We start from the raw sequence: 25,517 nt of genomic DNA on the forward strand, positions 1-25,517 counted from the left end.
TCGGCCCCGGCGCCTCGTGCCGGGACCCGGTGCCGGAGGCGGTGCGGCAGCGTCCGCCGGCCGGCCCATCAGTAGTCGGACTTCTTTCCCTGGAAGTTCTTGACGACGTGCTCCAGCACGGAGCCCTGGCCGCCCTCCTCCGGCATGACCACCCAGGCGACGATGTAGATCAGCACGCCGCTGAAGCCGAACAGGGCCAGTACGGCGAAGGCGACCCGGACCAGGTTGGCGTCGACGCCGAAGAACTGGCCGATGCCGCCGGCCACGCCGGTCAGGATGCGGTGCTCGCGGCTCCGCTGGAGCTTCTTCTGTCCAAAGTTCTCGTTCATGTCTCCACTGTGCCCGGTGGAGAGGCCCCGCGCCCATCGGGCAACCCCCTGGCCGCCCCCTGACGCATCCCTGATGCCGCCTGGAGCGCGGTCCCGGTGCCGCCTGTGGACGGAAAGCCCCCGGCGGTACGGGATGCGGCTATCGTGGTGGCTTCCGGACGCCTCCGCGGCGGCGCCCTGAGCGCCATTTCCCCCCGGGCCAGCCGAACCGTTCCTTCTGCTCCGCGGTCCGAAGCAGTGCGGCGTCCAGGACGGCCTGATCCCCCGACCGTCGCCCGCCCCTGCCCGTCGAGAACAGAATGAAGCTGCGATGACACTAGCGAACGTCTTGGCCGTGCCTGCCCAGACGGGGCTCGACCCTGCGGCCGACTACGAGGGCTTCATCGGCTGGGTCCTCAACCTCATGACCTCACTCGGCGAGGTCGGCGTCGGCCTCGCCCTGCTCATCGAGACCTTCTTCCCGCCGATGCCGAGCGAGGCGGTTCTGCCCGGCGCCGGCTTCCTGGCCTACGACGGCCAGATGAACGTGTGGCTGGCGATCCTGGCCGCGTCGCTCGGCGCGCTGGTCGGCGCCTGGGGCTGGTACGCGGTGGGCGCGGCGTTCGGCCGCGAGCGCACCATGTGGATCGTGTCGAAGACGCCGCTGCTGGAGGTCGAGGACTTCACCAAGGCCGAGCGCTTCTTCCAGCGCTGGGGCGGCCTCGCCGTGCTCCTCGGCCGGTGCGTGCCGATCGTCCGCAGCTTCATCTCGATCCCCGCGGGCATCGAGCGGATGGGCCTGGTCCGGTTCAGCGCCTACACCATGGCCGGCAGCCTGATCTGGAACAGCATCTGGATCGGCCTGGGCTACCTGTTCGGCCCGGCCATCAAGCCGATCCTGGAGGAGTTCAGCGGCATCCTGAGCTACGCCGCGCTGGGCATCATCGCCCTGCTGTGCCTCTGGTTCGTCATCGTCCGCCTCCGCCGCATCGCCCGCAAGAAGGCCGAGGCCCCGAACCCCCTCGACGAGCACCCCACCCGCCGCTCCTGACCCGCCATCAACGGGCGTGCACCACCCCTGCCCCTTCGGTAGTCTTTCCCCGGTGGCGTCTACCCCGCCACCGGGGCCCTTAGCTCAATCGGCAGAGCAACGGACTTTTAATCCGTGGGTTCAGGGTTCGATCCCCTGAGGGCCCACCCCATTCGACCAGGCGCTTCGCTCTTCGGGGTGGGGCGCCTTCGTCGTGCGGGCTGCAATCCGGACAGCAGTTCACAGCGGCTCAGATCCCTCGCCGCCCCTACCCGTACCGGAAGAGCGCAGCGCCCGATGCGGCAGGCCTGGAACTGCGCGCAGCCCACAGCACCGCCCGATCCAGGGCACTAGCGTTCGCGCCCTCTCAATCGATCGGGATGTCGGTGAATGTGCCGAGCGGGCCGGCGTTGAACGTCACCGACGTCACGTCCTCGGGAGGTGCGGCCACGTACATGTAGGCGTGGTGTGCCGTCCCGGGCACACCCGTGGCGGGCCATCCGCGGCTGCTCACCCCCTGGAGCAGGTCCTTGTCGCCCGCGAACATGCGCGCCTCACGGTAGGCGGTGCCCGTGGCGGGGTCGACGACCGAGAACTCTTCGAAGCCGCTCAGACCGCCCTTGAGGATCTCCTCGGGATCCGCAGAGGCGAGCTCGCCGATCCGCGGACCCCGGTGTGTCATGGCGAATCGCGCGACCAGGAATGCGCCGTCCCGGTAGAACGGGTAGACCTCGATGTCGACCGGGTAGTCCTCGGCCATCCGGCCCTGGCCCGAGGCGACCGGTTCGAGGCCGGCTCTGCCATGGAACGAGCCGGGAGCCGTCCCCGGCTCAGGCCGGCTCGTCTCCGCCTCCGCGCTCGGCGTTGAAGCGGGGCCGGGGTCCGCGGCCTGGTTGTAGGCGTAGGAGATCTCAACCCGGCGGTTCTGCGCACGGGCCCAGGCGTCGTCGTCGCCCCCTTCCTCCTCTACGGGGTGGGCGGCGCCTTCGCCTGCGACTTCGTACTCATAGCCCGCGCCCAGGGACTCTTCCACGACGTCGCGCACCGCGTCGGCGCGCTCTTCGGAGAGTTCCTGGTTGTAGTCGTCCTCGCCGACTCCGTCCGTGTGGCCGGTGATGGTGATCGGCGGCTTCTCCGGATCCGCGCGTTCCTCGGTCTCGGCGATCACGTCGTCCAAGACGGACTCGGCGGCGGCGTCAAGTGCGGCGTCGTCGAAGCCGAAGAGGACATCGGTGCGCAGGGCCACGGTCTCGCGTCCGTCGTCCTGATCGCGGCCCTGCACCACTTCCTCGGTGATGCCGTACAGGTCGGTGCGGGAGGCCGCCGGCTCGGCGTCCTTGCTGGAGAGGTCGGTTACGGGGAGCCAGACGGAATCGCCCTCGCCCGCTGCGCTCTCGTCGGGAAAGGCCGTTGCCTCACCGTCGGTGACCGGCAGGCCCGCGAACTCCCCGATACTGCCCGGGAGGGCCAGGGTTACGATATCGGTCGTTTCCGGAAGTTCGGGATAGAAGTAGGCAGCTTTGTACTCGATGCCGGGTTCCCACACGTGGTCGACCGGGATGACGCTGCCCAACGGGGCGATGCCGTCCTCGACGAGCTGCGAGTACAGGTGCCCGCGGAGGGGGTCGATCAGGTGGAGGTCGTTGGATTGGGGATCGAGTTCGGCCGAGCCGCCGAACACGCCTTGCGGGGAGCGCATCTCGACCGGCTCGTCCTCAAGGCTGCGGATAGTGAGCTCCACAGTGGTTCGGTCGCTCCAGCGTTGCACCGAATCGACCTCCACCTCTGCGCGGAAAGACTCCGTACCCGGGCCCAGCTGACCAAGCCGGCCCTGCTGCACCCACCCGTCCGGAGGAGTGCCCCCGCCGGCGTCGGAGCCCCCTCCTCCCGAACCGCCTGCCAGGGAGCAGGCGTTGAGTGCGAGCGCGAGGGCGACGGTGACAGCCGCCAGATGAAATGCAGGGGGGCGCATTCTTTCGTTACTCCCGATTGGTCCGATGCTGTTCTCGCTTCGATCGCCCGGTGGGACCGGGCGAATGTCGTGCGGAACGCCTGCCGTCCCCGCGCACTCAGGGGAGCGCCGTTCGGGCCAGCGGCACCTCCCGGTCGCATCCGCACGGTGGTTGATGCGGCCTGATTGAGCGCTCCACCGCGGAATCATCGGGTGGGAAGGTTTCTCAGTCCTCCACTGCGGCGCCCTTGAAGTTGGCTGCTTCACCGAGGTTCACGTCGATCACCGAGACCTCGTCGGGGATCGGCAGCAGGGTGAACAGGGTCGTGGACTGGCCCGCGCCGACGAAAGCCGAGGAGCCGGCCGAGGTAACGGTGCAGGCGCAGAACGTGCTGTAGGCGCCTTCAGCGGCTTCGGCGCTCTGGTCGAGGACCATGGAGCGATAGGTGCGCCCAGTGGCGGGATCGGTGGCCTCGGTGCCGTCCAGACTGGCCAGCGCCGTGGATCCGCTGGGGGCCCAGAAGGGGCTGAGGGCTTCGCCGCCGTCGGAGGTGTTGGCCATCTCGTAGGAGAGCAGGACGGTATCGGGCGCGACCCGCTGCAGGCCGGCTCCTGCCAGTTCGGCCTGGTACGTGTCGTCGTCGGGGTCGGTCAGGCTGGCGGAGAACTCGGTGAAGGGCTGGCCTTCCTCGGGGGCGTCCTCCTCCGGTGCGGACCGGTCTCCGGACTGCTCCGCCGGGGGACTCTTGCCGGCGGGGATGGTGACGGTCACCCGCCGGTTGCGCTGAGCGCCCTCCTCGGTGGAGTTGTCGGCGATGGGTTCGGCGGACCCGTGCCCCTCGGTGCCGTAGTCCACGCCGGTTCCGGTTCGCTCGCCCAGAGCCGTGGCGACGGTTTCGGCGCGCTCTTCTGAGAGCGGGCCGTTGATCGCGTCATCGCCGCTGTCGTCGGTGTGGCCGGCGACCCGGATCTCCTCGGCGCCGGATGCCTGGATGCGCTCGGCCGCACCGTCGAGCACCTTCTCCGCGTCCTCGGTCAGGGTGGATTCGTTCAGGTCGAAGAGCACGTCGGCGGAGAGCTCGACATCGGTGTAGTCGGGCTTCTCCCGGGTCTCCTCAGATCCGTCGGCCGCCGCGGACTCCCCCACCAGCGGCCACACCTCTGCCTCGGCGCCGGAGCCGGGCGGTGTGATGCCGTAGGAATCCAGGTCCACCTCTTCGGAGCCGATCGGCACGTCGGTGAAGGGCAGGCTGAAGGGGGAGGCCACCGTCACCTGCTCGGTGTCCTCGGGCGGCGCGGGCAGCACGGCGGCGGCCCGCACCGGCTCGTCGGCGGTGATGTCCCAGAACTCGGGATCTCCGCTGGAGCATGCGCAGGAGCGGTCCTCGCCGAAGTAGCCCATGTAGGCGGACCGGCCCTGGTCGCCGATCCAGTACAGGCCGCTGAGGTCTTCGAGCGGATACTCCGCGCCCGGTGTGGGCAGCGAGGTGAAGCCCCACACCGAGTTCTCCCAGGGCCCCTCGGATTCGGCGGTGAACTCGACTTCGGCGACCATGTGCTCTTCGCCCAGGCGGTTGAGGGTCAGCGCGGCCTTGCCGCCGGGTTCGTCCTCGGTGGCGGTGAGCAGCGGGCGTTCTGCCACCGCTCCGTTCTCACCCGCGGACGGGCCTTCTCCGCCCCCGCTGCCCGGGTCGTCCTGGCCAGGTAGCAGGCCGCAGCCGGAAGCAGCAAGCAGCACGGCCGCGCCTCCGGCCGTCATCGCAGCGCGCGTGGACAGGTGACGCACAGCAACTCCTTCATCCGCGCGGCCTCGGGGCAGAGCCGGTCCGGATGCCGTGGCACTGGGCCGAGGGGAGAGCGGCGGGGGCTTGTCAGGTCAGGCGCCTTCGGGAGGGCGATTCGCGCTACGCGGCTGACGCCCGCTGCGTCCGCGAACACTTCGGCCGGCAGCCGCCCGTCGGAGGGGACGGCGACCCTGAGTTCTGTCAGTGCTACGTGTCGCGAGCATGAGTTTCGACCAGGCGCGGAGAAAAGTCAACACTGTGTCGAAAAAGCGGCCGCTGCTTTCGCGACTCACGGCGATCCACAGCGGATGGACCTGCTGGGCCGGGACGGCGCCGGCGGAACCGCCGCTGCGGCGGGCGGAGTCCCGCCCGGTCCGCCCTCCGCATGTGGTGCTTCCGCCGGAGAGCTCGTGGAAGCGCGGGCCGCTGACCGGCCCCGCAGGAGAGGCGGGCCGGGCCGGCAGCGGCCCGATCGGCTACCGGGGGGAGGAGGCGTCCGCCGGGTCGGCCCCGATGGAGCGCAGGATGAGCGGCCTCAGGGTGGCGGGCAGCCGCTCCTCTTCCTCGGCCGTGTGCTCCCGTGTGTAGAGAATGTAGTGAGTGCGCTCGCACATCCAGCACACAGCGAGCGCTGCGGCGCGCGAATCGCCGATGTCGGGCAGAACGCCCTGCGTACGCTTCTGGTCGATGACCGCAGCGAAGCTGTCGGCAGAGCGCTCCAGAGCACGTTCCCAGGCCGCGCGCAGAGCCGGGCGCTGTCCGAGGAGATCGATAGCGGCGCTCAGCAGCGGAGTGCTGCTGCGCCACAGCGTGGACAAGCTGGCGAGGTACCTGTCCACCGACGTCGCGATCGGCTCCTCGGCGGACGCCGCGTGGCTGGCGAAATCGTCCAGCAGCCGTTCGAGGAGGCGGAGGGCAGCGGCCTCGACGACAGCGTTCTTACTGTCGAAGTAGAAGTAGACCGAGGATCGCGACAAGCCCGCCCGCGCGGCGATCTGCGCCAATGTGAGGTCGGTCAGAGGGGCCTCGGCCAGCAGCTCTTCGACGCTGTCGAGCAGGGCGCCCTCCGTCCGGTCTCCTTTGGTCAGAACGGAGCGGCGACCGGCCCTGCGCTGCGCCAGGGCGGGTTTGGCGGAGTTCATGCACCACACAGTAGCCAGCGCTCCCGCGGCAATCACACGCCGTGCCGCCCCGGCGCCCACGGGTGGGGCTGGAGCCGCCGCCGAGGGGCCGGAAGACGCGTGAGTCCAGTTCCCGGAAGTGCGGGGAGAGCCGGTCGGACCCAGCCCGCGCAGGCACGCGAAAGCTCCGCGAAGGGTGCCGCGACGGATCCCCGCAGGCTGCCCAGGCCGCGCCGGAGGGAGGCCGGTCCGCGATGAGCGCCCGGCCGCTGCTGTCGGATCAGGCCAGCACTCCGACGATCCGGCCATCGAGTCCGGCGCAGTAGAACAGGTCCGCGCGGAGGCGGGGCGATGGCGGATCTGCGGCGGTCCTTGGTGAAGGCGGACAGGTCCGCGAAGTACCCGTCAAGGATCGCGTCGGTCACTCCGGTGCGGACATCCCGTCATAGGCGTCTATCCGCTCAATGGTGACCATGGCGCGCCCCCTCCTGCCGGGTGGTCACTGCGGTGCGCCATGTCCACCCGCGCGGCGTTTGCAGATGACCCTCCCGCTCACCGCAGCCTCTGCTCTGTGCGCAGCCCTGCCCGCTCTCTTCAGGATGAGTGCAGAGCTGCGCTGAGGGTCTGACGCGTACCCCGGCACGGCAGGCCATGGAGCGCCACGGCCTGCCCCGCGCCCTGCGGAGCAGGCCGGCGGCTGCTATCGGGTGCGCGTCAGTCGTCCAGGGCGCCGGTGATCAGGCGGCGGAGCTCAACACGGGCGGCGTGGCGCTCCCTGCGGTTGGCGGTCCGCTTCATGGCGGTCCACTCTCGGCGGCCGGCGTTGGTCGTCTGGCCGGAGCAGCAGCCGCGCCACAGGCCGGTGAACGCCCAGTAGCAGCGGCTGTCGGTGTCCGGGTCGAGGGGGCCGTCTGGCAGATCGCAGGGGCCGTAGCCGTGGTTGTGGATCGGCTCATGGTCATGCTCGGCGCGGCGCACACGCCAGGGCTTGGTCTTGTCGGTGCGCGACATCTCGTTCCTCTCGGAACCCGCCGCCCGATGCCCCGGACCCTCCGGGCGGGCGGCTAGATTCTCCGCGCCACGGCGCCACGCTCCTTTCACCCGTTCGCGCCTCCAGAGCTGGAGGCGCCGCGCAGGGGCTCTGCGCAATCACGTACGGAAGACGGAAGAACGGATACACCGGAATCCGCCGTCCGTGCCGCCCACATCAGCGGACCGCTGGAAATGGGCAGCCTTGCAGAATACAGAGCGCATCGGATCGGGACAACCCGCCAGCGTGCTTCCAGTCCGGCTGCCCGCGCCGGTAGCCGCCGCGCAATCCGGCGGCCGCGGAAGGCGGATGCGCCGCCCCGCAGTCCCGACACGCGGTCCGAGCACGCCGGCTATCGCCAGTTCGGAATCCGGTCCAACTGCTGCGGATCAACCCGGTTCGCCTTTCGCGAGCGCAGCGCGAAGAACAGCGGGATTCCCGCTGCGGCGACGACCACCAGAAGCCCGACCGCACCGACGATAAGAACCGCGGCCACGCTCCCCCGCATCCCCGGGCGCACCCGTCTCCCCTGCGCCCATCTGCACCGGGGCCAGAGTGCCACGCGGTCCGCTCCGCTCCGCAGCCCGGCACCGGCGGGAACCGGGGAAGAGGGCGGAACCGGTCGGACGAGCCCGTCCCCGGAGCCGGCCGACCCTAGCGCCCCGGAACCAGCCCTTCCATGGACAGGTGGAAGAGGCGGGCGGCTTGCGGCGCGGGGTCGGGGTGGTGCTCGGTGGCGAGCGCGAGGCCGACGGCCAGGGTGGTGAGGTCGGTGACCGTGACATCGGGTGCGACGGCGCCGTCGGCGGCGGCGCGGCGGAGGAGGGGCGCGGCGGACTGTTCCAGCGCGACCGAGCAGGCGTTCTCCTGCACCGATTCGGGGCCGGCGCCACCGTAGGCGAGGGCGGCGGCCAGGCCGCGGGCCGAGACGCAGTACTCGACCAGATCTCCCAGCCAGTCCAGCAGGGCGGCCCGGCTGTCGGCCGCGTCGGCAAGCTCCAGGGCACGGGCGGACAGGACGTCGATCCGCTTCTTGGAGACCGCCTCCAGCAGGGCGCGGCGGGTGGGGAAGTGGCGGCGCACGGTCGCCGAGCCGACGCCCGCGGTGCGGGCGATCTGCTCCAGCGAGGCGTCGGCGCCCTGGGCCGCGACCTCTTCCTCGGCCACGGCGAGGATGCGCGCGTAGTTGCGGCGGGCGTCGGAGCGCAGGCGCTCGGGCATGGCGTGGTCTCCAGGTTTGCTAAGTGGCGGGGCCCGCCATATCTTAGCGCCAGAGCAAAACGGCGGGGCCCGCCACTTTTGCGGGTCGCCGTTCCAGCCACGACCGAGGAGCACCATGTCTGCAGATTCCGCACCCGTCCTCGTCACCGGAGCCACCGGAAAGCAGGGCGGGGCCACGGCCCGCGCCTTGCTGGCGGCGGGCGTTCCGGTCCGCGCCCTGGTGCGCGACCCGTCCGCCGCCAAGGCCGAAGCCGTCGAAGCACTCGGCGCCGAACTAGTCACCGGGGACCTGGAGGACCGCGACTCCCTGGTTCAGGCCGCGAAGGGGGCCCGCGCCGTCTTCTCGGTGCAGATGCCGACCGCCAGCGAGGAGGGGTTCGACTTCGCGGGCGAGGCGCGCCAGGGCGCCAACCTGGTGGAGGCCGCCCTGGCCGCCGGGGTGCCGCAGTTCGTGCACTCGTCGGTCGCCGGCGCCGGCCAGCACACCGAGACTCCCGGCTGGGCCGAGGGGCGCTGGTCGGGGATGGAGCCCACCATGGGCGCCAAGGCCGCGGTCCAGGACCGGGTCCGCTCAGCCGGCTTCCCGCACTGGACGCTGCTCAAGCCGGGCACCTTCATGGAGAACTTCCTCCCCTCGATGGCGTACCTGTTCCCCCGCGGCATCGAGGGGGGCCTGGTCACACTCCTCCGGCCGGAGACCCGGCTGTCCCTGATCGCGGTCGCCGACATCGGCGCGGCCGCCGCGGCGGCCGTCGCGGCCCCGGAGCGGTTCGACCGCGTGGAGCTGGAGCTGGCGGGCGAGCACCTGTCGATGACCGAGATCGCCGCGGTCCTCTCCCGCGTCCTGGACACGCCGCTCACCGCGCCCGACATGACCGAGGAGGAGGCGGTCGCCGCCGGAATGCCGCCGATGGGCGCCTCGCACAAGTTCCTGAACGCGGCCGGCCAGCCCGGCCGCCCGGAGTACGCCACGGCCCTCGGCGTCCCGGTCACCTCCTTCGAAGACTGGGCCCGGAAGCACATGCGGGCCGACGCCTGACACCGCCTCCGCTCCGCACCCGAGCCCGGGGCCGCGCACCGCTCCAGCGCGCGGCCCCGGGCCTTCGCGTTCCCCCGCGCTGCACGCCTCTGCCTTCAGGGAAGGCGCGCAACGCCCCGAACCTGGCCGCCTCGATCGAGGCAGACACCGGCGCACTCGGTCGACCGGCAGCCGCCACCGGCCGGATATGCGGCCCGTCGGAGCTTCGCGGCCCCCGTCCGCCAGTCAGGTCCACTGGGCGGCCCCCCTCCCGGGCAGACGGCCGATTCGACAATGAAAACGCCTCCGGGGTGTGGCCACAGGATGCTTCGGGGTGGTGTGCCATGCGAATCTCCAGCGGGCCCCAACCTTTTGAGACGCATGAGACATTGACCCGGAAAAGAGGGAAAGCCTAGCCTTGCCCTGAACATTGCGCGCCACAACTGCGATCGCAATGAGACATCACCCGACCATAATATTGCACCCAATGCGCGTTGCGGAATCGATTGGGGACCATGGGCGAGATCCTCATGCAACTGGGCCAGGGCTCCTTCTACATCGGACTTCTCTTCGTGGTCGCCACCCTCGTCATGCGGGGGGCACCGAACAGCGCCCGTGGTTTCACATCGCAGCTGCAGAGGAGAATAACGCGGGAAAACCGCGGGCACCTCGCACTGCAGGACAAACTGAACGAGAAGAGAAAGCAGGGAAACAGGGAGAGCAACGAGCTCCGCACCTACCGGCTCCAGCTGGAGCAGTTGACGATCGAAAAAGAGCGCGGCAGCTCGGATGCAGCGATGTACCAGTCGTGCGCAGAGAAATCCGATTCGATCCTCACCACACTCACGGAAGCCGTGGATCGGATATCCAAAGAAACCACCACAGCGGACCCTCCGAACCCGCCCCGCACTCCCGATCCACCGATCAGCAGGTCCGCACTCTCCCCCCGCCGCCGGAGGGGCAACAGTGAGGACAGGTCCGCCGTACTCCTCAACAAGCCGGTCGGGCCTCCTCGACGGTCGGGAAAACCGAGCTCGGGCTGAGCTTCCCTTTCGCCATCCGCCTTGATTGAGGTTCGGAGTTCAGCGTCCCCGCAGCGGCGGACCAGGAGCTCTTCCCAGGGGCAGACATCCGAATCTTCGCGCTGCGGATCCCAAGCCAACCCCTTCAAAGCCTTCCGCCGCCCAGAATTTCCCTAACCAGGACCGGGGCCGCCCTCGCCATGCTGTACATCGCCATCGGATTCGTCGCACTCCTCCTCTTCCTTCTCGCCCTCGCCGTCTGGTCCACCTTCACCCAGATCCAATTGTCGCGCGAGAGTCTGAGAAACAGCCTCAAGAACATAGTGAACAAGCTCGACCGGACCGGGCGCCAGATTGAGGAGAAGGAGCAGCAGAGCGAAGAGCGGTCGAGCGTCGAGGCGCCGGACACCTTCCTGAAGATAGCGTCTCTGGAGTTGGAGAACTGGGAGACCCGGCGGTCGATTGACGAAACGAACAGTAAGCTGGAAAGGGACGAACCTGAATACGAGGCCCTGATCCAGGCTCTCGAATCGCACGGCGTACTGGCCGGTGGGGTCATCATCGCCCCGGAAAAGCTGAAACGGGAAGAGATCAACACGCTCAGGGACGCCGGCTACCGGGTCCGAGGGAAGGAAGAGGGGCCAGACCATCCCGACGCATCGGACGCCGGGCGACCGGCCAACCCGATCCGCGGGATGATCGTGCGGATGAAGCTCCGGATCGCAGTCCGCGATGCCCGAGAGGCCATGCTGCAGCAGAGCTGGGACGGTGCTTTGCGCAGCAGCGCGCCGCCCGACCCGACGGCAGGCGGACCCCGCGCAGAATCGAGCCCCCTGGCCCTGACCAGGATCCCCCGTCGCCTGACGAAGTCATTGCAGCAGGCATTGCAGAACTCCCGAGAGCGCCGCGAGGCCGCAGCCCGGGGTTTCTGGTCGAACCCGGGTCCGCACATCACCATTGACGTCAGCAGAATTCCGCGGCGCGCACCCCGCAGAAGACACGTCGTACTGCGGCGGCTCCGCGCCCGCCCCGGCCGCCTTCCCGGCACGGAGCGCGGTGCGCTCCGATGACCGCACCAGCGCGGTGCCCTTCGGCGGGCCCGAACGGCGCCACCGGAACGCAGCTCTGCTGCGGGCACACCGCCCGGGGATCGGCCCGTCAGTACCAATCGGCCGCCGCCGACGCCGCGATCCGCGGTCAGATCCATCCGGGGAGTTCGGGCAGCCCGCCTGCGGCAGCGAGGCCCTGGCCCCGGGTGCGGCCGGTCAGCCAGCCGAGGGCGGCGGCGGTGGTCCCGGCCACGGTGCGGCGTTCCCGCGCGGGCTCGCCGAAGCGGGCGGTCACGGCGCCGTCCGGGTCCCGCAGTTCGACCGGCGGTGCGGTGCCGAGGCCGTCCAGGTAGGCGGAGACGTCGTTGAGGATGACGCCGGCGGCTTCTGCCGGGATGTCGGCAAACGCGTACCCGGCGGCCAGGTCGACGTGGTGGACCTCGATTTCGCGCAGGCGGATGACGAGCACCCGCCGCGCCGTGCAGGTCTCTCCGGTGATCGGCCGGATGGGGGTGTCCCAGGCTGCGTCTGGAAGCGCCGCCACCGCCCGCTGCAGGCGATCGGCGGTGTGCCGGGCCTCGCCAACCAAATCGGCCGCGCTCCGGTGCGCCCCTTCCTCGATCTCCGCGTTCCGCGCCTCCCTGCTCGCGTACTGGGGGTTCTCGACCCCGGTCGCGGCCCAGTCCAGCAACCGCTCCAACGCCGGCGCCTGGCGGGCCAGGTGGCTGAGCACGTGCCCCCGCGTCCAGCCGGGCAGCCCGCTCGGCGCTGCGACGTCCGCGTCGCTGAACCCCGCGCACGTATCCCAGAGGCGCTCGGTCGCCTCGCTCAGTCCGCGGAGGTTCCGCGGGCTGGGGTCGATCTCATACGGATGCGCGCCATCGGCGCGCCCGGCCTCCGGAGCATCGTCCATGCCGCGAGTCCTATCAGCTCCCGCCCTCCGGTGGCGGCGGGACGGCCGGGGCGCCGTGGCGCGGCCCGGGTCACGTACGCGCCGCCCAGGTGGTGCGGGTGGTGCGGAGTTCCAGGGCCGGGTGGCTGGCGAGGGCGGGGAGCAGGCGGTCGAGGGCGGCCAGGTCGGCCGGGTCGAGGAGGCCGGCGGCCGCGGTGCGCATCCGGGTCAGGCTGCGGTGGGCGTAGCGGGGGATGGCGTCGGAGTCGGTGCGGGTGAGGCGGACCGACGCTGCGTGCTCGGCTTCGATGGCGAAGCCGGCCGAGGTGAGCAGCGGGCCCCAGTCGGCGCCGCGGTGCGGGACGTGCTCGGCGAACTGGAGGTCGAGCGCCTCGTGCAGGCGCTCCTCCAGGCCGGGGCTCTCGGCGGGCTCGGTGTCCGGAAGGAACCGCGGGAAGCCGGCGAGTTCGACGACCGCGAACAGGCCGCCCTGCGGCAGCAGCGCGTGCACGGCCCGCAGCGCCCGGTCCGGGTCGGCCATGTGGTGCATCGATGCCGACGCCCAGACCAGGTCGGGCGCGCCCAGGTCGGGCCAGGCGGCGTCGAGGTCGGCGACGACGGTGCGGACCCGGGCGGCGGCGCCCGACTCGGCCGCCTTCTCCTCCAGCCGCCGCAGATGCGCGCTTGACGAGTCCACGGCCAGGATCCGGGCCCGCGGGAACCGCTCCGCGAGGGCGAGCGTGCCCGCCCCCGTGCCGGCCCCGAGGTCGACGATCCGCTGCGGCGGCTCCGCCACCGGAAGCCAGCCGGTGATCTCGGCGAGGTGCCCGCCGAGCACCTCCGCGTCGAGGTCGAGGATCTCAGCCTGGTCTGCGTCGTCCACGGGCCCGTGCCCGTGCGCTGCGTAGGAGTGCGCCTGGTGTGCCATGACTGCCACGGTAGGCACCGCGTGCCCCAATCGCACGCCCTCTTGCCGACGAAGCAAGGCACCGGCCGAGGACGGTGCCGCCGGCGCAACCCTCCGGCGCCCCGCAGGTCAGTGCCGCCCCTTCACCGGCCCCTGGTCCTGGTGGCCCTTGCGGGCGTCGCGGTCGAAGATGCCGAGGATCTCGCAGGGGCCGGCGGCGGCGCCGATGGCGTGCGGGAGCATGGTGGGGAACTCGGCGGCCTGGTTGGTCTCGACCCGGAAGCGGCGGTTGCCGAGGTGCAGCAGGGCCGTACCGGAGAGCACCACGAGCCACTCACGCCCCGGGTGGGCCCGCATCCGGGCGGGGTTGTCCGGCGGCGGGTCGAGGAGGCGCTGTCGGACGACGCTCAGACCCGGGTCGGCACGGACCGCCCAGCGCATCATGCGGTGCGGCGCGTCGTGCACCGGATTGCTGACGACGTCGTCCGCCTCGGTCTCCACCAGCTGGTCTAGCGAGGTATCCAGGGCGCGGGCCAAGACCACGAGCTGGTCCAGCGCGAGCCGGCGCCGCCCGTTCTCGATCCTGCTCAGGGTGGACGGGCTCATCCGCGCGCGGGCGGCCAGGTCGTCCAGCGACCAGCCCTGCGCCACCCGCAGGGCGCGGACCCGCTTGCGCACCAGGCCGTCCAGTCCGGCATCGTCTTGCTCCATAGGCAAGACACTATGCCTTCGCTGCAAACAGTGCCTAGCGTCGCAACCGAACGTCCTCCACGGACTCCGACCAGCGGCGAAAGCGGTTCTCCCATGCACAGCGATCCCACCCCCACCTCCGACTCCCTGCCCGCCGGCACCGTCGATGCCGTCGTCATCGGCGGCGGTGCGGCCGGCCTCAACGCCGCCCTGATGCTCGGCCGCTCGCGCCGCTCGGTCGTCGTGGTCGACTCCGGCACGCCGCGCAACGCCCCGGCCGCGGGAGTGCACGGGCTGCTGGCGCTGGACGGCGTCGCGCCGGCAGAGCTGCTGCGCCGCGGCAGGGAGGAGGTGCGCGGCTACGGCGGGCAGGTGGTCTCCGGCGAGGTGTCCGCGGCCTCACCCGACCCGGGGGACGCCGGCGGCTTCACCGTGGAGCTCGCCGACGGCCGCTCCCTGCACGCCCGGCGCCTCCTGGTGGCCACCGGGGTGCGCGACACGCTGCCCGATGTGCCGGGGTTGGCCGAGCACTGGGGCCGCGGCACCGTGCACTGCCCGTACTGCCACGGCTGGGAGGTGCGCGACGAGCCGATCGGCGTCCTCGCGGTGGGCCCGGCCTCGGTGCACCAGGCGCTGCTGTTCCGCCAGCTCACCGACGACCTCGTCTTCTTCACCCGCGGCACGGAGCTGGACGCGCAGACCCGGGAGCGGTTCGCCGCGCGCGGCATCCGCGTCGTGGACGGCCCGGTGGAGGCGGTCGAGTCCGACGGCGACGCGATCACCGGGGTGCGGCTCGCCGGCGGAGAGGCGGTTGCGCGCCGCGTGCTCGCCACTGCCACGTCGGTGGCGCCCCGCTTGGCGGGCCTCGGCGGCCTCGACCTGCCGCTGGAAGAGCTGCCGGGCGGGATGGGGAGCCGTATCGCGGCCGGTCCGGCCGGCGCCACCGGCGTGCCGGGCGTGTGGGCCGCGGGCAACGCCGCCGACCCGATGGCGCAGGTCGGCGCTTCGGGCGCCGCCGGAGCACTGGCCGGCGCGCACATCAACGCCGACCTGGCTACCGCCGACACCGACGCGGCCCTCCGCGCCGCGGGCGCTGCCTGACAGCACCGGACGGTTTGGCCAGCCGGGTCCGGCCCGTCTGGCCGAGCGCCCCACCGCAACGCTGGCCACGCGGGGGTCGCAGATCACCGCGTCGGCAGCGCCACCGTTCAGCGAACGCTCGCCGATTGCCTGGACGCACCGTCGGACCCGCCCGTGGAGTGCCTCTCCTCGCAAGGGGCGAAGCGGTGTCCGCAGGAGGCCGGCTGATGCCGGCCGCCACCGCGGGCGCAGCCCTGGCGCAGCAGCCCTGGCAGATCGGTCCGCACCGCACTGGTCCCGGTGAGGCACTGCGCCGCGGGGGCGTTGCCCTGGCCGCGCCGGCTGGCGCACATCCCCCGCACTCCGCCCGCCGACCCCAGGGCGTGTTGGGTGGATGGCGTTCGTCGCGCAGCAGGACAGGTGCCCACCCAACACGCCCTAGCCCCCGGCCGGCAGGCGGAGCCGATCCGGCCGCCGTCAGCACGGCCACCGGCCGCCCAGCCGGAAGCCCGGCCGCGTCCTGTGCTCCTGCTTTCCACCGGTCCGTCGCAATGGCCGTCGGCTACCGGGGCCCGGGGGCGGCGCCGCGAACAGACCCGGCCGCGCGAAGAGCAGCACCACTGCCGCGTGCGCCTGCGACCGCCCGCCGCTCGGTCCCCTCCCGCCGCGCGCGCACCGCGGTGCCGTCCGCCAGCCCTGGTGCGGATGTGCTTTTTCGGGCGGAACGGGACCGCATCGCCGTGTTCGCGGGATTTTCACTCGGCCTTCATGCCATGGTGGGTATACCGACTTCTTTCCGCCATCGGGCGGGCAACCGGGCATGGAGTGTGCGTGGACGCCGAGATCCCCTCTGTCAGCAGCCAGTGGTCGCGGTCGGCGATCGAGTTCGGCGAAGGGCTCGACCCGTGGGTCCGCTCCACGCTGAGTCTGGCCAGCGACGGGATCCTCCTGGTCTTCGCCCTGCTGTTCGCGGCCGCGCTCTGGCGCGCGTGGGGCCGCGGGCCCCGCGCAATGGCCCTGGCCCTGTGCGGACCGGCGGCCGTCGTCGTGGCGTATGCGGTGAGCAAGACGACCAAGGACGCCATCGGGCAGTACCGCCCGTGCCAGGTGATGACCGAACTCTCCACCATCGCCCCCTGCGACCCGCTGGGCGACTGGTCCTTCCCGAGCAACCACGCCGCGATCGCCGGCGCCGCCGCGGTCGCGCTCATCGTCGCGTGGCGCCGGCTCGCTGCAGCGGCCGTACTGCTCGCACTGCTCGAAGCGGGGTCCCGGGTGCTGCTGGGCGCCCACTTCCCGCACGATGTCGCGGCCGGGCTGCTGCTCGGCGCAGCGGTCGCCGCTCTCGCCCTGGCGATCGCCGCCGTGCCGGCCACCGCGGTGGTCTCCCGGATCCCCGTGCTCGCCCGGGAACGCGGCACCGAGGCCGGCCCGGGCGCGATGCCGCAGGCTGCGGAACCGCACCCCGGCGCTGCCGCAAGCGCGCCCCGCACCGCTGCGTCGGAGCCGGCTGCGGCGGCGGACGCCTCCGCTGCGGACGGAGCAAGCGGCCAGGAACCGTCGGACGCCGTCTCCACCTACGCATCGTCGGAGCGGTAGAGCGCCGGCCCCTCTGCCGGCTCCGCAGCCGCGCGTCTCCACCGCTCCGGGCTTCGCCGCTGGCCCGCTGAGCCCTACGCCTCCGCCTCCCCGCGGTCTTCCGGCCCGCCCCCGGCGGCGCGCAGCGAACCGCGCCCCCAGAAGACGCTCACCAGCAGCAGCACCAGGAACAGGGCGATCGACGCGAGGAACGCGGGCGATCCCGGGTCGGTCAGCGAATCGCCGAGCAGGACCACGGCGGTTGTCCCGGGCACCGATCCCAGGGCGGTCCCGACGACGAAGGGCACCGCGCGCAGACCGGTCAGGCCGAACCCGTAGTTGACGGCGGCGAACGGGATCACCGGCACCAGCCGGAGCTGGATAACGGCCAGCAGCCCGTGCCGCTCGGTCAACCGGTCCAGGCGTGCGAGCACGCCGGCGGGCAGCCGCGCCGCAACGGCGTCCCGGGCCAGGAAGCGGCCGACGGCGAACTGCACCCAGGCCGCGGCGACACTGCCGGCGACGGCCGCCGCGATGCCCGCCACCGGGCCGAAAGCGGCTCCGCCGGTCGCACTGATCAGCGGCCGCGGCACGAAGACCAGGGACAGGACCACGTACCCGGCGATGTAGACCGCGAGCCCGGCCGGCCCCGCTGCCGCGACATACTCCCGCAGCTGGCCCAGACCGGGAGCAGCCCTGCCGGCCAGGGAGAGGCCGACGAGCGCCAGGGCGAACAGCGCGACGCGCACCCCTGCCCGCACCCGGCACCCCCTGCGCTCTCCGTCGTCCTGCTGCAGCCCCCGGTTCCCCGGCGGCGCGCCGGCCGGCCCCCAGCATTGCAGACGCACGGCACCGCAAAATCCCAGCGCACACCCCATGGAGCCGCCCGCAGTCCCGGCCGGTGGGACGCCTGATTGACGGGTCCCAGATGCCCGGTCACCATCGATCACTACCTAACAAACGTTAGGTGAACGCACGGTCGGGCGGACGCCCCGCCCCGGCTCGGAGGGAGACCCGCAATGCCGCACCCGGACCCGGCGGTGCTTCCGCGGCGGCGCCGCAGCACCGCGGCCACCGCCGTCCTCGCCGCCGCCGCGCTCCTGGGGTCGTCCGCCTGCCTAGCTGACCAGGCCGGCGCAGGACCGCTCCCGCGCGGGGCAGGGCTGCCCGCGGGCGCGAGCAAGGCGGAGTACATCGAGGCGTTCGCCGACATCCCGCCGATCCACCTGACCACCCAGATCCCGTCCAGCCCGGGCGACCTGAACACGCTCCACCTGGAGTCCTACGTCGACGCCCTGTACGAGTGGTCCGGCGGCACCATCATCATGGACGTCGCCTACGGGAACGCGATCGCGGAGCCGGACCAGGTGCCGCAGGCCCTCGAAGACGGCCGGCTCGACTTCGACATGGTCTACCCGATCTACGATCCGTCGCGCTTCCCCGCCAACGGCGGCGCGCTGGCCAACGCGAGCCATCTCGGCGCGCACGACCCCGTCGCGGGCAGCCTCAGCTCGGCCGCCGGCTACCTCGACGTCCTCTACGACACCCCCGAGATCATGGCGGAGACCGAGGCCGAGGGGTTCAAGCTGCTGCTGCCCTGGGCCCCGCAGAGCAGCATCGGCCTGATGTGCGCCGAGCCGCTGGACAGCCTCGCCGACCTGGAGGGCGCGCAGGTCCGGGTGGGCGGCTCCGCTTTCGTCACCCAGGCGGAGGCACTGGGGATGACGCCGCTCTCCATGCCCTATTCGGAGATCTACCAGGGGCTCCAGCGGGGCACGCTCGACTGCGTCCTGCAGGGGCGCTGGGCGGCCGCGTCAATCGGCACCATCCCGCTGGCGCCGAACTACACGATCGACCCGGACGCCGGCTTCGCCCGGATGCACTACGGCCTCGGGTTCGGCCAGGAGCGGTGGGACGGGCTGCCGCTGGTGGCGCAGCAGCTGATCCACGACCGGCTGGACATCTACATCGGCGAGATGTTCGAGCAGGCGGTCTGGGGCGGCATGGCACTCGCCACCGAACAGGACGGCGGTGCGGTCATCACCGACCTGGACGACGACGCGGTGGCCGCGCTGGAGCAGGCCAACGAGCGCCTGCTGGCGGAATCGTCGGAGGCGGCGGCCGCCGGCGACAGCCCGGTCGACGGCTCCGCCCTCGCCGCCGAACTGGAGGAGTCGACGGCCGCCTGGCATGCGGTGGCAGTCGGCGAGCTGGACTACCCGGAGATCTCCGACGCGGAGTTCGCGGAGTGGTACGCCGACCACTCTGCGGTGGACGCCGACCCGTTCATCGACCGGATCCGCACCGACATCCTCGACCCCCACCGCCCGGAATGAGGCGCATCGTGGACCCATCTCCCGCGGACAGCGGAACCTCCGAGCGGGGCGCGCCCCCTGCCTCCGCGCTGCAGCGCGCCCTCGACGGCGCCAACCGGGCGCTGATCGCGGCCGGTGCCGTCGGCATCGTCGCGATGATGCTGCACACGGCGGCCAACGCGGTGGCCCGCGCGGTGCTCGGCGCCCCGCTGACCGGCACCAACGAGATGGTGACCTACTGGTACATGCCGCTGGTGGCGCTGATCGGGTTCGTGGTGGCCCAGCGCGACGGCACGCACACCGAAGCCCGCCTGCTGTTCGACCGGATGCCGCGCGCGACGCGGCTGGAGGTGCGGGTCGGCGGCCTGCTGCTCGCGGCCGCGATGTGCGCGGGGTTCGGCGGCTTCGGCCTGGCTGAGGCAGTGCACGGGCACCGGCTCGGCCTGGCCGGCGGCGTCATGCAGGTGACGATGTGGCCGGTGCTCTACCTGGTGGCGGCGACCTATGCCGTGCTCACCCTGCAGATGCTGGCGGAGGCGGCGTCGGTCGTGCTGCGCGCCCGAGCGCGGCGGATCCATGGAGACGACAGGGAGCGGCCCGATGCTGGAGCGTGAGTCTGTCCGCGGCGGCACCGCCGGCGGCGCCCGTCCGATCCCCGGCGCGGGCGCTGCAGGCGGGCGTCCCCCGCGCGGTGACGGCGACCACGCCGCACCCACTGGACGTCCCGCCGTGCGCTGGGCGCTGCGCGCCGGCATCGCGCTCACCCTGGCGGCCTGCACGGTGCTGGTGATCGGCCCCTTCACACCGGGAACGGTGGGCGGTGCGGCCATCGCCATGATGCTGGTGCTGATCCTGCTGAAGGTGCCGATCGGCATCGCGCTGGCAGCGCCGGGCGTCCTTGGGCTGTTCGGCCTGTACGGGTTCGCCGCAGCGGAGAACCTCTTCGGCCATCTGCCCTATGAGACGGTCGCGAGCTGGGAGTACAGCGTCATCCCCATGTTCGTCTTCATGGGGCTGCTGCTCTGGAAGGCCGGCGTGACCGAGCAGCTCTACGCGATGCTGCGCCGCCGCATCAGCCGGGTCCCGGGCGGCCTGGCCGTGGTGACCAACGGCGCGGGCGCCGGCCTGGCGGCCGTGAGCGGTTCGACCGTCGGCACCGTGCACGCGCTCGCACGGATCGGCATCCCGGAGATGCTGCGGGCGGGCTACGACAAGCGGCTCGCCGTCGGAGCCGTCGTTGCGGCGAGCCTGCCCGGGCAGATCATCCCGCCCAGCATCTTCCTGGTGATCTACGCGGGCCTGGCGCAGACGCCGGTGGGGCCGCAGCTGATCGCGGGCATCGCCCCGGGGGTGCTGCTCGTGCTGTGCATGGCGGGCACGGTGATCCTGCTGTGCACGCTCCGGCCCGCCCTGGGCGGGCGGGCCGCGCGGGTCGCCGAAGCGGAGAACGCGCTCGCACCGCAGAGCAAGGAAGTCGGAGCCGCCCCCGACACGCAGGCCGCTCCGGTGGTCCCGGAGCAGCGGATGCACCTGTGGCCGCTGGGGCTGCTGGCCGTCGCCGTGCTGGGCGGGATGTACACCGGCGCGGTCACGGTGACCGAGGCCGGCGCGGTTGGCGCGGCAGGCGCGGTGCTGCTGACGCTCTGGTACCGGCGCGGCGACCGGCCGCTCGCCACCGTGGCCGCCGCGTCGGCCGAGGCGCTGAAGAGCATGGGCTCGATCTTCTTCCTCTTCATCGGCGCCATGGCGCTCTCAGCGGTGCTCGCGGTGTCGGGTATCGGGCCCGGGTTCGCCGAGTGGATCACCGGCCTGGGCCTGTCCCGGGTCGAGTTCCTGCTGATCGTGCTGGCCGCCTACCTGGTGATGGGGATGTTCATGGATCCCCTGTCGATCATGCTGCTGACGGTGCCGCTGCTGGTGCCGGTGCTCGGCGACATGGGGGTCTCCCCGCTGTGGTTCGGCGTCTTCGCGGTGATCCTGGCCGAGACCGCCATCATCACCCCGCCGGTGGGCGTGCTGGCGTTCATCGTCGCCGACATCGTCCGCGAACCCGAGGTCGGCCTCGGCCAGGACATCGGCCTGGGGGACACCTTCCGCGGCATCGCCCTGTTCCTGCCCACCGTCGCTGCGCTGTGCATCCTGCTGATCCTGGTCCCCGGCATCGCCACGTTCCTCCCCGACCGCATGTGAGGCGGTGCCGCCCGGTAGCCGGTATCAGCCGATCGGAGGATTCCGCCGCCGTCCCCGGGGGCCGACGATGGGAGCGCACACGGAGGCGGCAGGCGGGCGGCAGGGTGGATCGGGACGTCGAGCAGACAGCACCAGCAGTGCACCGGAGCACGGTGCAGCGCAGCACGGGAACCGGCCCAGGAGCCGACCTGCGCCGCGAGTTCGACCGGTGGGACCGCCGCGCGACGGTGGCCGTCGCGCATGCGCCCTACGCCCTGCTGACCGCGGCGACACTCATCACGCTGTCCGCGCCGGCACCGGTGGACCTGCCGCTGGCGCTGGGGCTCTCCGCGGCGGCGGCCGCCTGGACCGCGTGGTTCCTCACCCTCCGCCCGGCCCGGCAGGCGCAGCCCCGCCTTATGCAGGTCTACTACGCGGGCATGATGCTGTTCGCGGCAGCCCTGGTCGCGGTCGCCCCGTGGTACGGGCTGTACGCCTTCGCCGGCTATCCGCACGCCTACACCTTCCTCCGCGGGCGCCTGCGCTACGCCGGTGCCGCCGCGACGTCGCTCCCCATGGTCGTCACCTACCTGGGCGGCCTGGCCCGGACCGACTCGGGCGACTGGTGGCTGGCAGGCATCATCTACCTGGCCAGCACCGCGATGGCGGCCGCCTGCTTCGCCGCCATGGACACCATCGAGCGCTATGCACTGCAGCAGCAGGAGGCACTCGCCGGCCTGCACAAGGCCAACACCACGCTGGAGTCCGCCCTGGAGGAGAACGCGGACCTGCACGCGCAGCTGCTCACCCAGGCGCGCGCGGCCGGGGTGCTGGACGAGCGGCAGCGGATCGCGCGGGAGATCCACGACACGCTGGCGCAGGGCCTCGCGGGGATCCTCACCCAGCTGCAGGCGGCCGAAGCCGATCTTGCGGCACCGGACTCCCGCCGCCGGGTCGCGACCGCGATGGCGCTGGCGCGCGAGAACCTGGCGGAGGCCCGCCGGACCGTGCGGGCGGTCGCGCCGGCGCCGCTGGCCGACGCGGCGGGGCTGCCGGATGCGGTCGGCGGCGTCGTCCGCCGCTGGCGGGAGGCGCACGGCATCGCCGCGGCCGCCGACGTCGCCGGCGACCCGTGCCCGCTCCCCGCCGAAACCGAAGCGGCACTGCTGCGGGCCGCACAGGAGGCACTGGCCAATGTCGCCAAGCACGCGCGGGCCGGCCGGGTGGGCGTGACCCTGACCTACCTGGAGGACGGGGTGGCGCTGGACGTCCGCGACGACGGCGTGGGCTTCGATCCCGGGAGCGTGCCGGAACCGCTCTCGGGCAGCGGGTTCGGGCTGGCCGGGATGCGGCAGCGGATCGAGCGGCTCGGCGGCCTGCTCGCAGTCGAGTCGGAGGCCGGCAGCGGGACGGCGCTGTCGGTCTCCGTCCCGGCTGCGCCCGCCGGAGGCGCGCGGTGATCGCCCTGCTCATCGCGGACGACCACCCGGTCGTACGGGACGGCCTGCGCGCCATGTTCAGCGCGGACCCGCGGTTCGCGGTGGTCGGGGAGGCGGCGGACGGCGAGTCGGCAGTGGCGGCCGCCGTGCAGCTCGACCCGGACGTGGTCCTGATGGACCTGCGGATGCCCGGCGCCGGCGGCGCCGCCGCCATCCGGGACCTGGCGCGGCGCGGCGCCCGAGCGCGGGTGCTGGTGCTGACGACGTACGGCACCGACGCGGACGTGCTGCCGGCGGTGGCGGCGGGAGCCACCGGCTACCTGCTGAAGGACGCTCCGAAAGAGGAGCTGTTCGCCGCGGTCGAGGCCACAGCGGAGGGCCGGCCGGTGCTGTCGCCGAGCGTCGCGGCGCGGCTCGTGGACCGCGCGCGGGAGCCCGCACCGGAGCCGCTGTCTCCCCGCGAGCGGGAAGTGCTGGGCCTGATCGCGCAGGGTGCGACCAACAGGGAGGCCGCGCGCCGCCTCTTCATCAGCGAGGCCACCGTGAAGACGCACCTGGCCCACTCCTACGCCAAGCTCGGCGTCAGCGACCGCGCCGCCGCCGTCGCGGCCGCCATCTCCCGCGGCGACCTCGGGACCCCGGGCTGACCCGGGCCGCGCCGTGCCGCCCACCGCAGGGGGGCGGGGCGGCGGACTGCGCGGAGGGCCGGCCGGTTCACCGGCGCTGTGCGAGATAGCGGCCGGCCGAGGGGGCATACATCGCCCCGGTCGCTCCGAGGACGGCGGCGATGTGGATCACCCGCACAGCGAGGAACCCCGGCGGCGTCTCCCCGACCCCGAACGCCTGGGCCGGCCCCGCCCCGGACACGATCTCCGCGAGCGGAGCGCCCACCAGCGTGGCGAGCCCGACCACCCCGAGCGAGAGGGCCAGCACGGGGCGCGCCCACCGGCGCCCGCGCCACAGCAGCACGGCGACTGCTCCGAACGCGGCGGTGACGGCGGCGCGCAGGGCGATGGCCGCAGCGAGGGCCGGTGCGGGCATACCGGTCGGTGCCGTGAGCTCCTGTACCGCACCCAGGGCGGTCTCCAGAGCCCCGGCGCCGAGCGCGGCGGCCCAGAGGGCGGCGGCCACCAGCACCGCCCGGGGACGGGGACGGCTGCCGCTGCCCTGGACGGGGCGGGGGCTGCCGCGGTCTTCCGCTGCGGGTGCCGGCGCCGCGGCCGGTGTGCGCTGCTCGTTCAGCATCGGCGCTCCTCTCGGTGCACCACCGAGCCTCGCGCGCAGCGGCCCCGCGCGCACGGGCGCGGAGCCCCCGACCAGGGGTGGTGCCCGCTCCCCCTGCGGCCGGAGCCGTCCGCCGGGCCCGGCGGCGCCTACTGCACCGACCAGCCGCCGTCGGAGGGCAGGATGGCGCCGTTGACGTTGATCCCGTCGTCGCTGAGGAGGAAGGTGATCGAGGCGGCGAGGTGCTCGGGCAGCGCGATCGGCGGGATGGTGCCGAGGATCGGCCCGGTGCGGCCGCGGCCGAAGTCGTTCAGCGTGCCGCCGCCGGGCGAGATTCCGGTGGCCACGCCACCGGGTGCGACGGCGTTGACCCGGATGCCGGAGGCCCCGTACATGAAGGACGCGCTGCGCGTGATTCCGACGACCGCGTGCTTGGACGCGGTGTAGGCGGTCCCCGCCGTCGACCCCTTGATCCCCGCCTCTGAGGCGACGTTCACCACCGAGCCGCGCTTCGCCTCCAGCATCGCTGGCAGGACGGCGCGGGTGAGCCGGAACAGGCCGTCCACGTTGATCGCGAACACGCGCTCCCAGGCGTCGTCGGCGACCTCGTGCAGCGGCGCGAAATCGTCGCTGATGCCGGCGACGTTGGCCAGCCCGTCGATGCGGCCTCCGGCGGCGCCGGTGACGGCAGCGATGTCGTCGGCCCGGGTCAGGTCGGCGCGCACCGGAACGACGTCGCCGTCCGCGTGGTCGGCGGCGAACCGGTCCAGGCCCTCGCCGGCGACGTCGACGGCGATGACGCGGCCGCCCTCCCGGGCGACGCGCGACGCCGTGGCGCGACCGATGCCGGAGGCGGCGCCGGTCACGATCACGGTGCGGCCGGCGAAGCGCTCCGGGACGATCCGCTCCCGCCATCCGGCTACCGCCTCCGCCTCCGGGAGCACACCGCCGTTGACCTGCCGGACCAGGTCGTCCAGCGTCTCCTGGCCGAGGGCCCCGCCGCTCATCTCCGCGAGCTGCGCGAGCGGCAGGCTGCGGACCGGGGCGAGGCTGTCGGCGCCCACTCCGGCCTGCTCCAGCAGCCCCTGCAGCGCCCGCGCGCCGCGGGGGTCGTCCAACCACTCGCCTACGGTGCTGGCTGCGGTGAGCGGCGCGGATTCCTGGGTCATGGGATCTCCTCCCCGGGCAGGGCCCGGTCGCGGTCGTTCGGGGACGCCGGTCCGGCCGGGTCCGCCCGCACGCTACTCCCCCGGCCGCGCGTCCCTACGGCGCCGCACCCGTTGCGGGCCGCCCCGCGCCGGCCTGCGGTTCGATGGCTCCGCACGGGCCCGGGACCGGCGCGGCTCACCCCTGGCGGCCGCCCGGTTGCGGCTCCGTGCGTCCCGGAGACACGCGTCCCGGGCACACACGGTGAACGCCCGGAACCTCTTTTTCGGAGAAGTCAGACCCGCCCTTGCGGGGGTCCGGTGCGCCGGGTTCTGATTCAGCGCTGAGAGAGTTCCCGAGCGGGGCGAAAAAGGCGGTACAACAAGGGACGATGTGCGGTTTCACCGAAATGTGACCTGCCGGAAAGAAAAGGTTAGGAGACCGAAATCCGAACAGCGATCCCATTTGAACGATCTGTCGCCCCGGCCCACTCGACACCGCCCACATGGCTGACAAAATGGGCGAATCGGTGATCGATCTATT

At 72.6% G+C, this 25,517-nt stretch carries 24 protein-coding genes and 1 tRNA gene; 12 read left to right on the forward strand and 13 right to left on the reverse strand.

The features are described from left to right. Positions 1–68: 68 nt before the first annotated feature. Positions 69–329 (reverse strand): PspC domain-containing protein, encoded by a 261-nt coding sequence (locus ACYVGT_RS11500; RefSeq protein WP_460856987.1) that lies wholly within the window; start codon positions 327–329, stop codon positions 69–71. Positions 330–639: 310 nt separating this feature from the next. Between ACYVGT_RS11500 and ACYVGT_RS11505 the strand changes: the two genes are divergently transcribed. Continuing rightward, on the forward strand, positions 640–1,359 hold the full coding sequence (locus ACYVGT_RS11505) for a DedA family protein (RefSeq protein ID WP_460856989.1): 720 nt from the start codon (positions 640–642) through the stop codon (positions 1,357–1,359). A gap of 73 nt (positions 1,360–1,432) precedes the next feature. Next, a tRNA-Lys gene (locus ACYVGT_RS11510) sits at positions 1,433–1,505 on the forward strand. Between the two features lie 200 nt (positions 1,506–1,705). Here ACYVGT_RS11510 and ACYVGT_RS11515 read toward each other — a convergent pair. The 6 genes from ACYVGT_RS11515 to ACYVGT_RS11540 all read right to left on the reverse strand — a co-directional run bounded on the left by ACYVGT_RS11515 (position 1,706) and on the right by ACYVGT_RS11540 (position 8,445). Then, positions 1,706–3,079 (reverse strand): OmpA family protein, encoded by a 1,374-nt coding sequence (locus tag ACYVGT_RS11515; RefSeq protein WP_460856991.1) that lies wholly within the window; start codon positions 3,077–3,079, stop codon positions 1,706–1,708. A 436-nt stretch (positions 3,080–3,515) separates the two neighbouring features. Continuing rightward, positions 3,516–4,931, reverse strand: coding sequence for an OmpA family protein (locus ACYVGT_RS11520; RefSeq protein WP_460856993.1), 1,416 nt, complete (start codon positions 4,929–4,931; stop codon positions 3,516–3,518). 618 nt (positions 4,932–5,549) lie between these two features. After that, positions 5,550–6,215: a TetR/AcrR family transcriptional regulator gene (locus ACYVGT_RS11525; protein ID WP_460856994.1), complete on the reverse strand. Its 666-nt coding sequence runs from the start codon at positions 6,213–6,215 to the stop codon at positions 5,550–5,552. A gap of 693 nt (positions 6,216–6,908) precedes the next feature. Then, entirely contained in the window at positions 6,909–7,205 is a 297-nt protein-coding gene (locus ACYVGT_RS11530) for a hypothetical protein (protein ID WP_460856996.1), read from the reverse strand. 371 nt (positions 7,206–7,576) lie between these two features. Further along, a complete protein-coding gene (locus ACYVGT_RS11535; protein ID WP_460856998.1) occupies positions 7,577–7,720 on the reverse strand; it encodes a hypothetical protein in 144 nt (47 codons plus the stop codon). Positions 7,721–7,878: 158 nt separating this feature from the next. Then, positions 7,879–8,445 (reverse strand): TetR/AcrR family transcriptional regulator, encoded by a 567-nt coding sequence (locus tag ACYVGT_RS11540; RefSeq protein WP_460857000.1) that lies wholly within the window; start codon positions 8,443–8,445, stop codon positions 7,879–7,881. Positions 8,446–8,560: 115 nt separating this feature from the next. Between ACYVGT_RS11540 and ACYVGT_RS11545 the strand changes: the two genes are divergently transcribed. From ACYVGT_RS11545 to ACYVGT_RS11555, 3 genes are all read left to right on the forward strand, one after another. Further along, complete coding sequence (locus tag ACYVGT_RS11545) at positions 8,561–9,484, forward strand: NmrA family NAD(P)-binding protein (protein WP_460857003.1); 924 nt, start codon at positions 8,561–8,563, stop codon at positions 9,482–9,484. A gap of 494 nt (positions 9,485–9,978) precedes the next feature. Then, positions 9,979–10,506 carry a hypothetical protein gene (locus tag ACYVGT_RS11550; RefSeq protein WP_460857005.1) on the forward strand — a complete coding sequence of 176 codons (528 nt, stop codon included), beginning with the start codon at positions 9,979–9,981 and terminating at the stop codon, positions 10,504–10,506. A 179-nt stretch (positions 10,507–10,685) separates the two neighbouring features. Further along, entirely contained in the window at positions 10,686–11,555 is an 870-nt protein-coding gene (locus tag ACYVGT_RS11555) for a hypothetical protein (protein ID WP_460857008.1), read from the forward strand. A 127-nt stretch (positions 11,556–11,682) separates the two neighbouring features. Here ACYVGT_RS11555 and ACYVGT_RS11560 read toward each other — a convergent pair whose 3' ends face one another. The 3 genes from ACYVGT_RS11560 to ACYVGT_RS11570 all read right to left on the reverse strand — a co-directional run bounded on the left by ACYVGT_RS11560 (position 11,683) and on the right by ACYVGT_RS11570 (position 14,044). Then, complete coding sequence (locus ACYVGT_RS11560) at positions 11,683–12,447, reverse strand: maleylpyruvate isomerase family mycothiol-dependent enzyme (protein WP_460857010.1); 765 nt, start codon at positions 12,445–12,447, stop codon at positions 11,683–11,685. A gap of 70 nt (positions 12,448–12,517) precedes the next feature. After that, positions 12,518–13,354, reverse strand: a complete 837-nt coding sequence (locus ACYVGT_RS11565; RefSeq protein ID WP_460857012.1) for a class I SAM-dependent methyltransferase — start codon at positions 13,352–13,354, stop codon at positions 12,518–12,520. Between the two features lie 108 nt (positions 13,355–13,462). Further along, positions 13,463–14,044 carry a helix-turn-helix domain-containing protein gene (locus tag ACYVGT_RS11570; RefSeq protein WP_460857014.1) on the reverse strand — a complete coding sequence of 194 codons (582 nt, stop codon included), beginning with the start codon at positions 14,042–14,044 and terminating at the stop codon, positions 13,463–13,465. Positions 14,045–14,137: 93 nt separating this feature from the next. On the opposite strand from ACYVGT_RS11570, the gene ACYVGT_RS11575 reads away from it, so the two are divergent. Further along, positions 14,138–15,124 carry an NAD(P)/FAD-dependent oxidoreductase gene (locus tag ACYVGT_RS11575; RefSeq protein WP_460857016.1) on the forward strand — a complete coding sequence of 329 codons (987 nt, stop codon included), beginning with the start codon at positions 14,138–14,140 and terminating at the stop codon, positions 15,122–15,124. Positions 15,125–15,934: 810 nt separating this feature from the next. Further along, the gene (locus ACYVGT_RS11580; protein WP_460857018.1) at positions 15,935–16,702 is read left to right on the forward strand and encodes a phosphatase PAP2 family protein; all 768 of its coding nucleotides are present in this window, start codon (positions 15,935–15,937) and stop codon (positions 16,700–16,702) included. A 74-nt stretch (positions 16,703–16,776) separates the two neighbouring features. On the opposite strand, the gene ACYVGT_RS11585 is transcribed toward ACYVGT_RS11580, so the two are convergent. Further along, a complete protein-coding gene (locus tag ACYVGT_RS11585; protein ID WP_460857020.1) occupies positions 16,777–17,442 on the reverse strand; it encodes a TVP38/TMEM64 family protein in 666 nt (221 codons plus the stop codon). A gap of 258 nt (positions 17,443–17,700) precedes the next feature. Here ACYVGT_RS11585 and ACYVGT_RS11590 point away from each other — a divergent pair, with 258 nt between their 5' ends. The 5 genes from ACYVGT_RS11590 to ACYVGT_RS11610 all read left to right on the forward strand — a co-directional run bounded on the left by ACYVGT_RS11590 (position 17,701) and on the right by ACYVGT_RS11610 (position 23,251). Beyond that, a complete protein-coding gene (locus ACYVGT_RS11590; RefSeq protein WP_460857021.1) occupies positions 17,701–19,017 on the forward strand; it encodes a type 2 periplasmic-binding domain-containing protein in 1,317 nt (438 codons plus the stop codon). Between the two features lie 8 nt (positions 19,018–19,025). Further along, positions 19,026–19,610, forward strand: coding sequence for a TRAP transporter small permease (locus ACYVGT_RS11595; protein WP_460857023.1), 585 nt, complete (start codon positions 19,026–19,028; stop codon positions 19,608–19,610). Beyond that, the gene (locus tag ACYVGT_RS11600; protein ID WP_460857026.1) at positions 19,597–21,186 is read left to right on the forward strand and encodes a TRAP transporter large permease; all 1,590 of its coding nucleotides are present in this window, start codon (positions 19,597–19,599) and stop codon (positions 21,184–21,186) included. The genes ACYVGT_RS11595 and ACYVGT_RS11600 overlap by 14 nt, the downstream gene beginning before the upstream one ends. A 152-nt stretch (positions 21,187–21,338) precedes the next feature. Continuing rightward, positions 21,339–22,625: a sensor histidine kinase gene (locus tag ACYVGT_RS11605; RefSeq protein ID WP_460857029.1), complete on the forward strand. Its 1,287-nt coding sequence runs from the start codon at positions 21,339–21,341 to the stop codon at positions 22,623–22,625. Continuing rightward, positions 22,622–23,251 carry a response regulator gene (locus tag ACYVGT_RS11610; protein WP_460857031.1) on the forward strand — a complete coding sequence of 210 codons (630 nt, stop codon included), beginning with the start codon at positions 22,622–22,624 and terminating at the stop codon, positions 23,249–23,251. Before ACYVGT_RS11605 ends, ACYVGT_RS11610 begins: the two co-directional genes overlap by 4 nt. A 67-nt stretch (positions 23,252–23,318) precedes the next feature. Here ACYVGT_RS11610 and ACYVGT_RS11615 read toward each other — a convergent pair whose 3' ends face one another. Continuing rightward, positions 23,319–23,849 carry a hypothetical protein gene (locus ACYVGT_RS11615; protein ID WP_460857033.1) on the reverse strand — a complete coding sequence of 177 codons (531 nt, stop codon included), beginning with the start codon at positions 23,847–23,849 and terminating at the stop codon, positions 23,319–23,321. A gap of 128 nt (positions 23,850–23,977) precedes the next feature. Beyond that, positions 23,978–24,997: an SDR family NAD(P)-dependent oxidoreductase gene (locus ACYVGT_RS11620; protein WP_460857035.1), complete on the reverse strand. Its 1,020-nt coding sequence runs from the start codon at positions 24,995–24,997 to the stop codon at positions 23,978–23,980. Positions 24,998–25,517: the final 520 nt, after the last annotated feature.

This window comes from Nocardiopsis coralliicola (assembly GCF_054779695.1).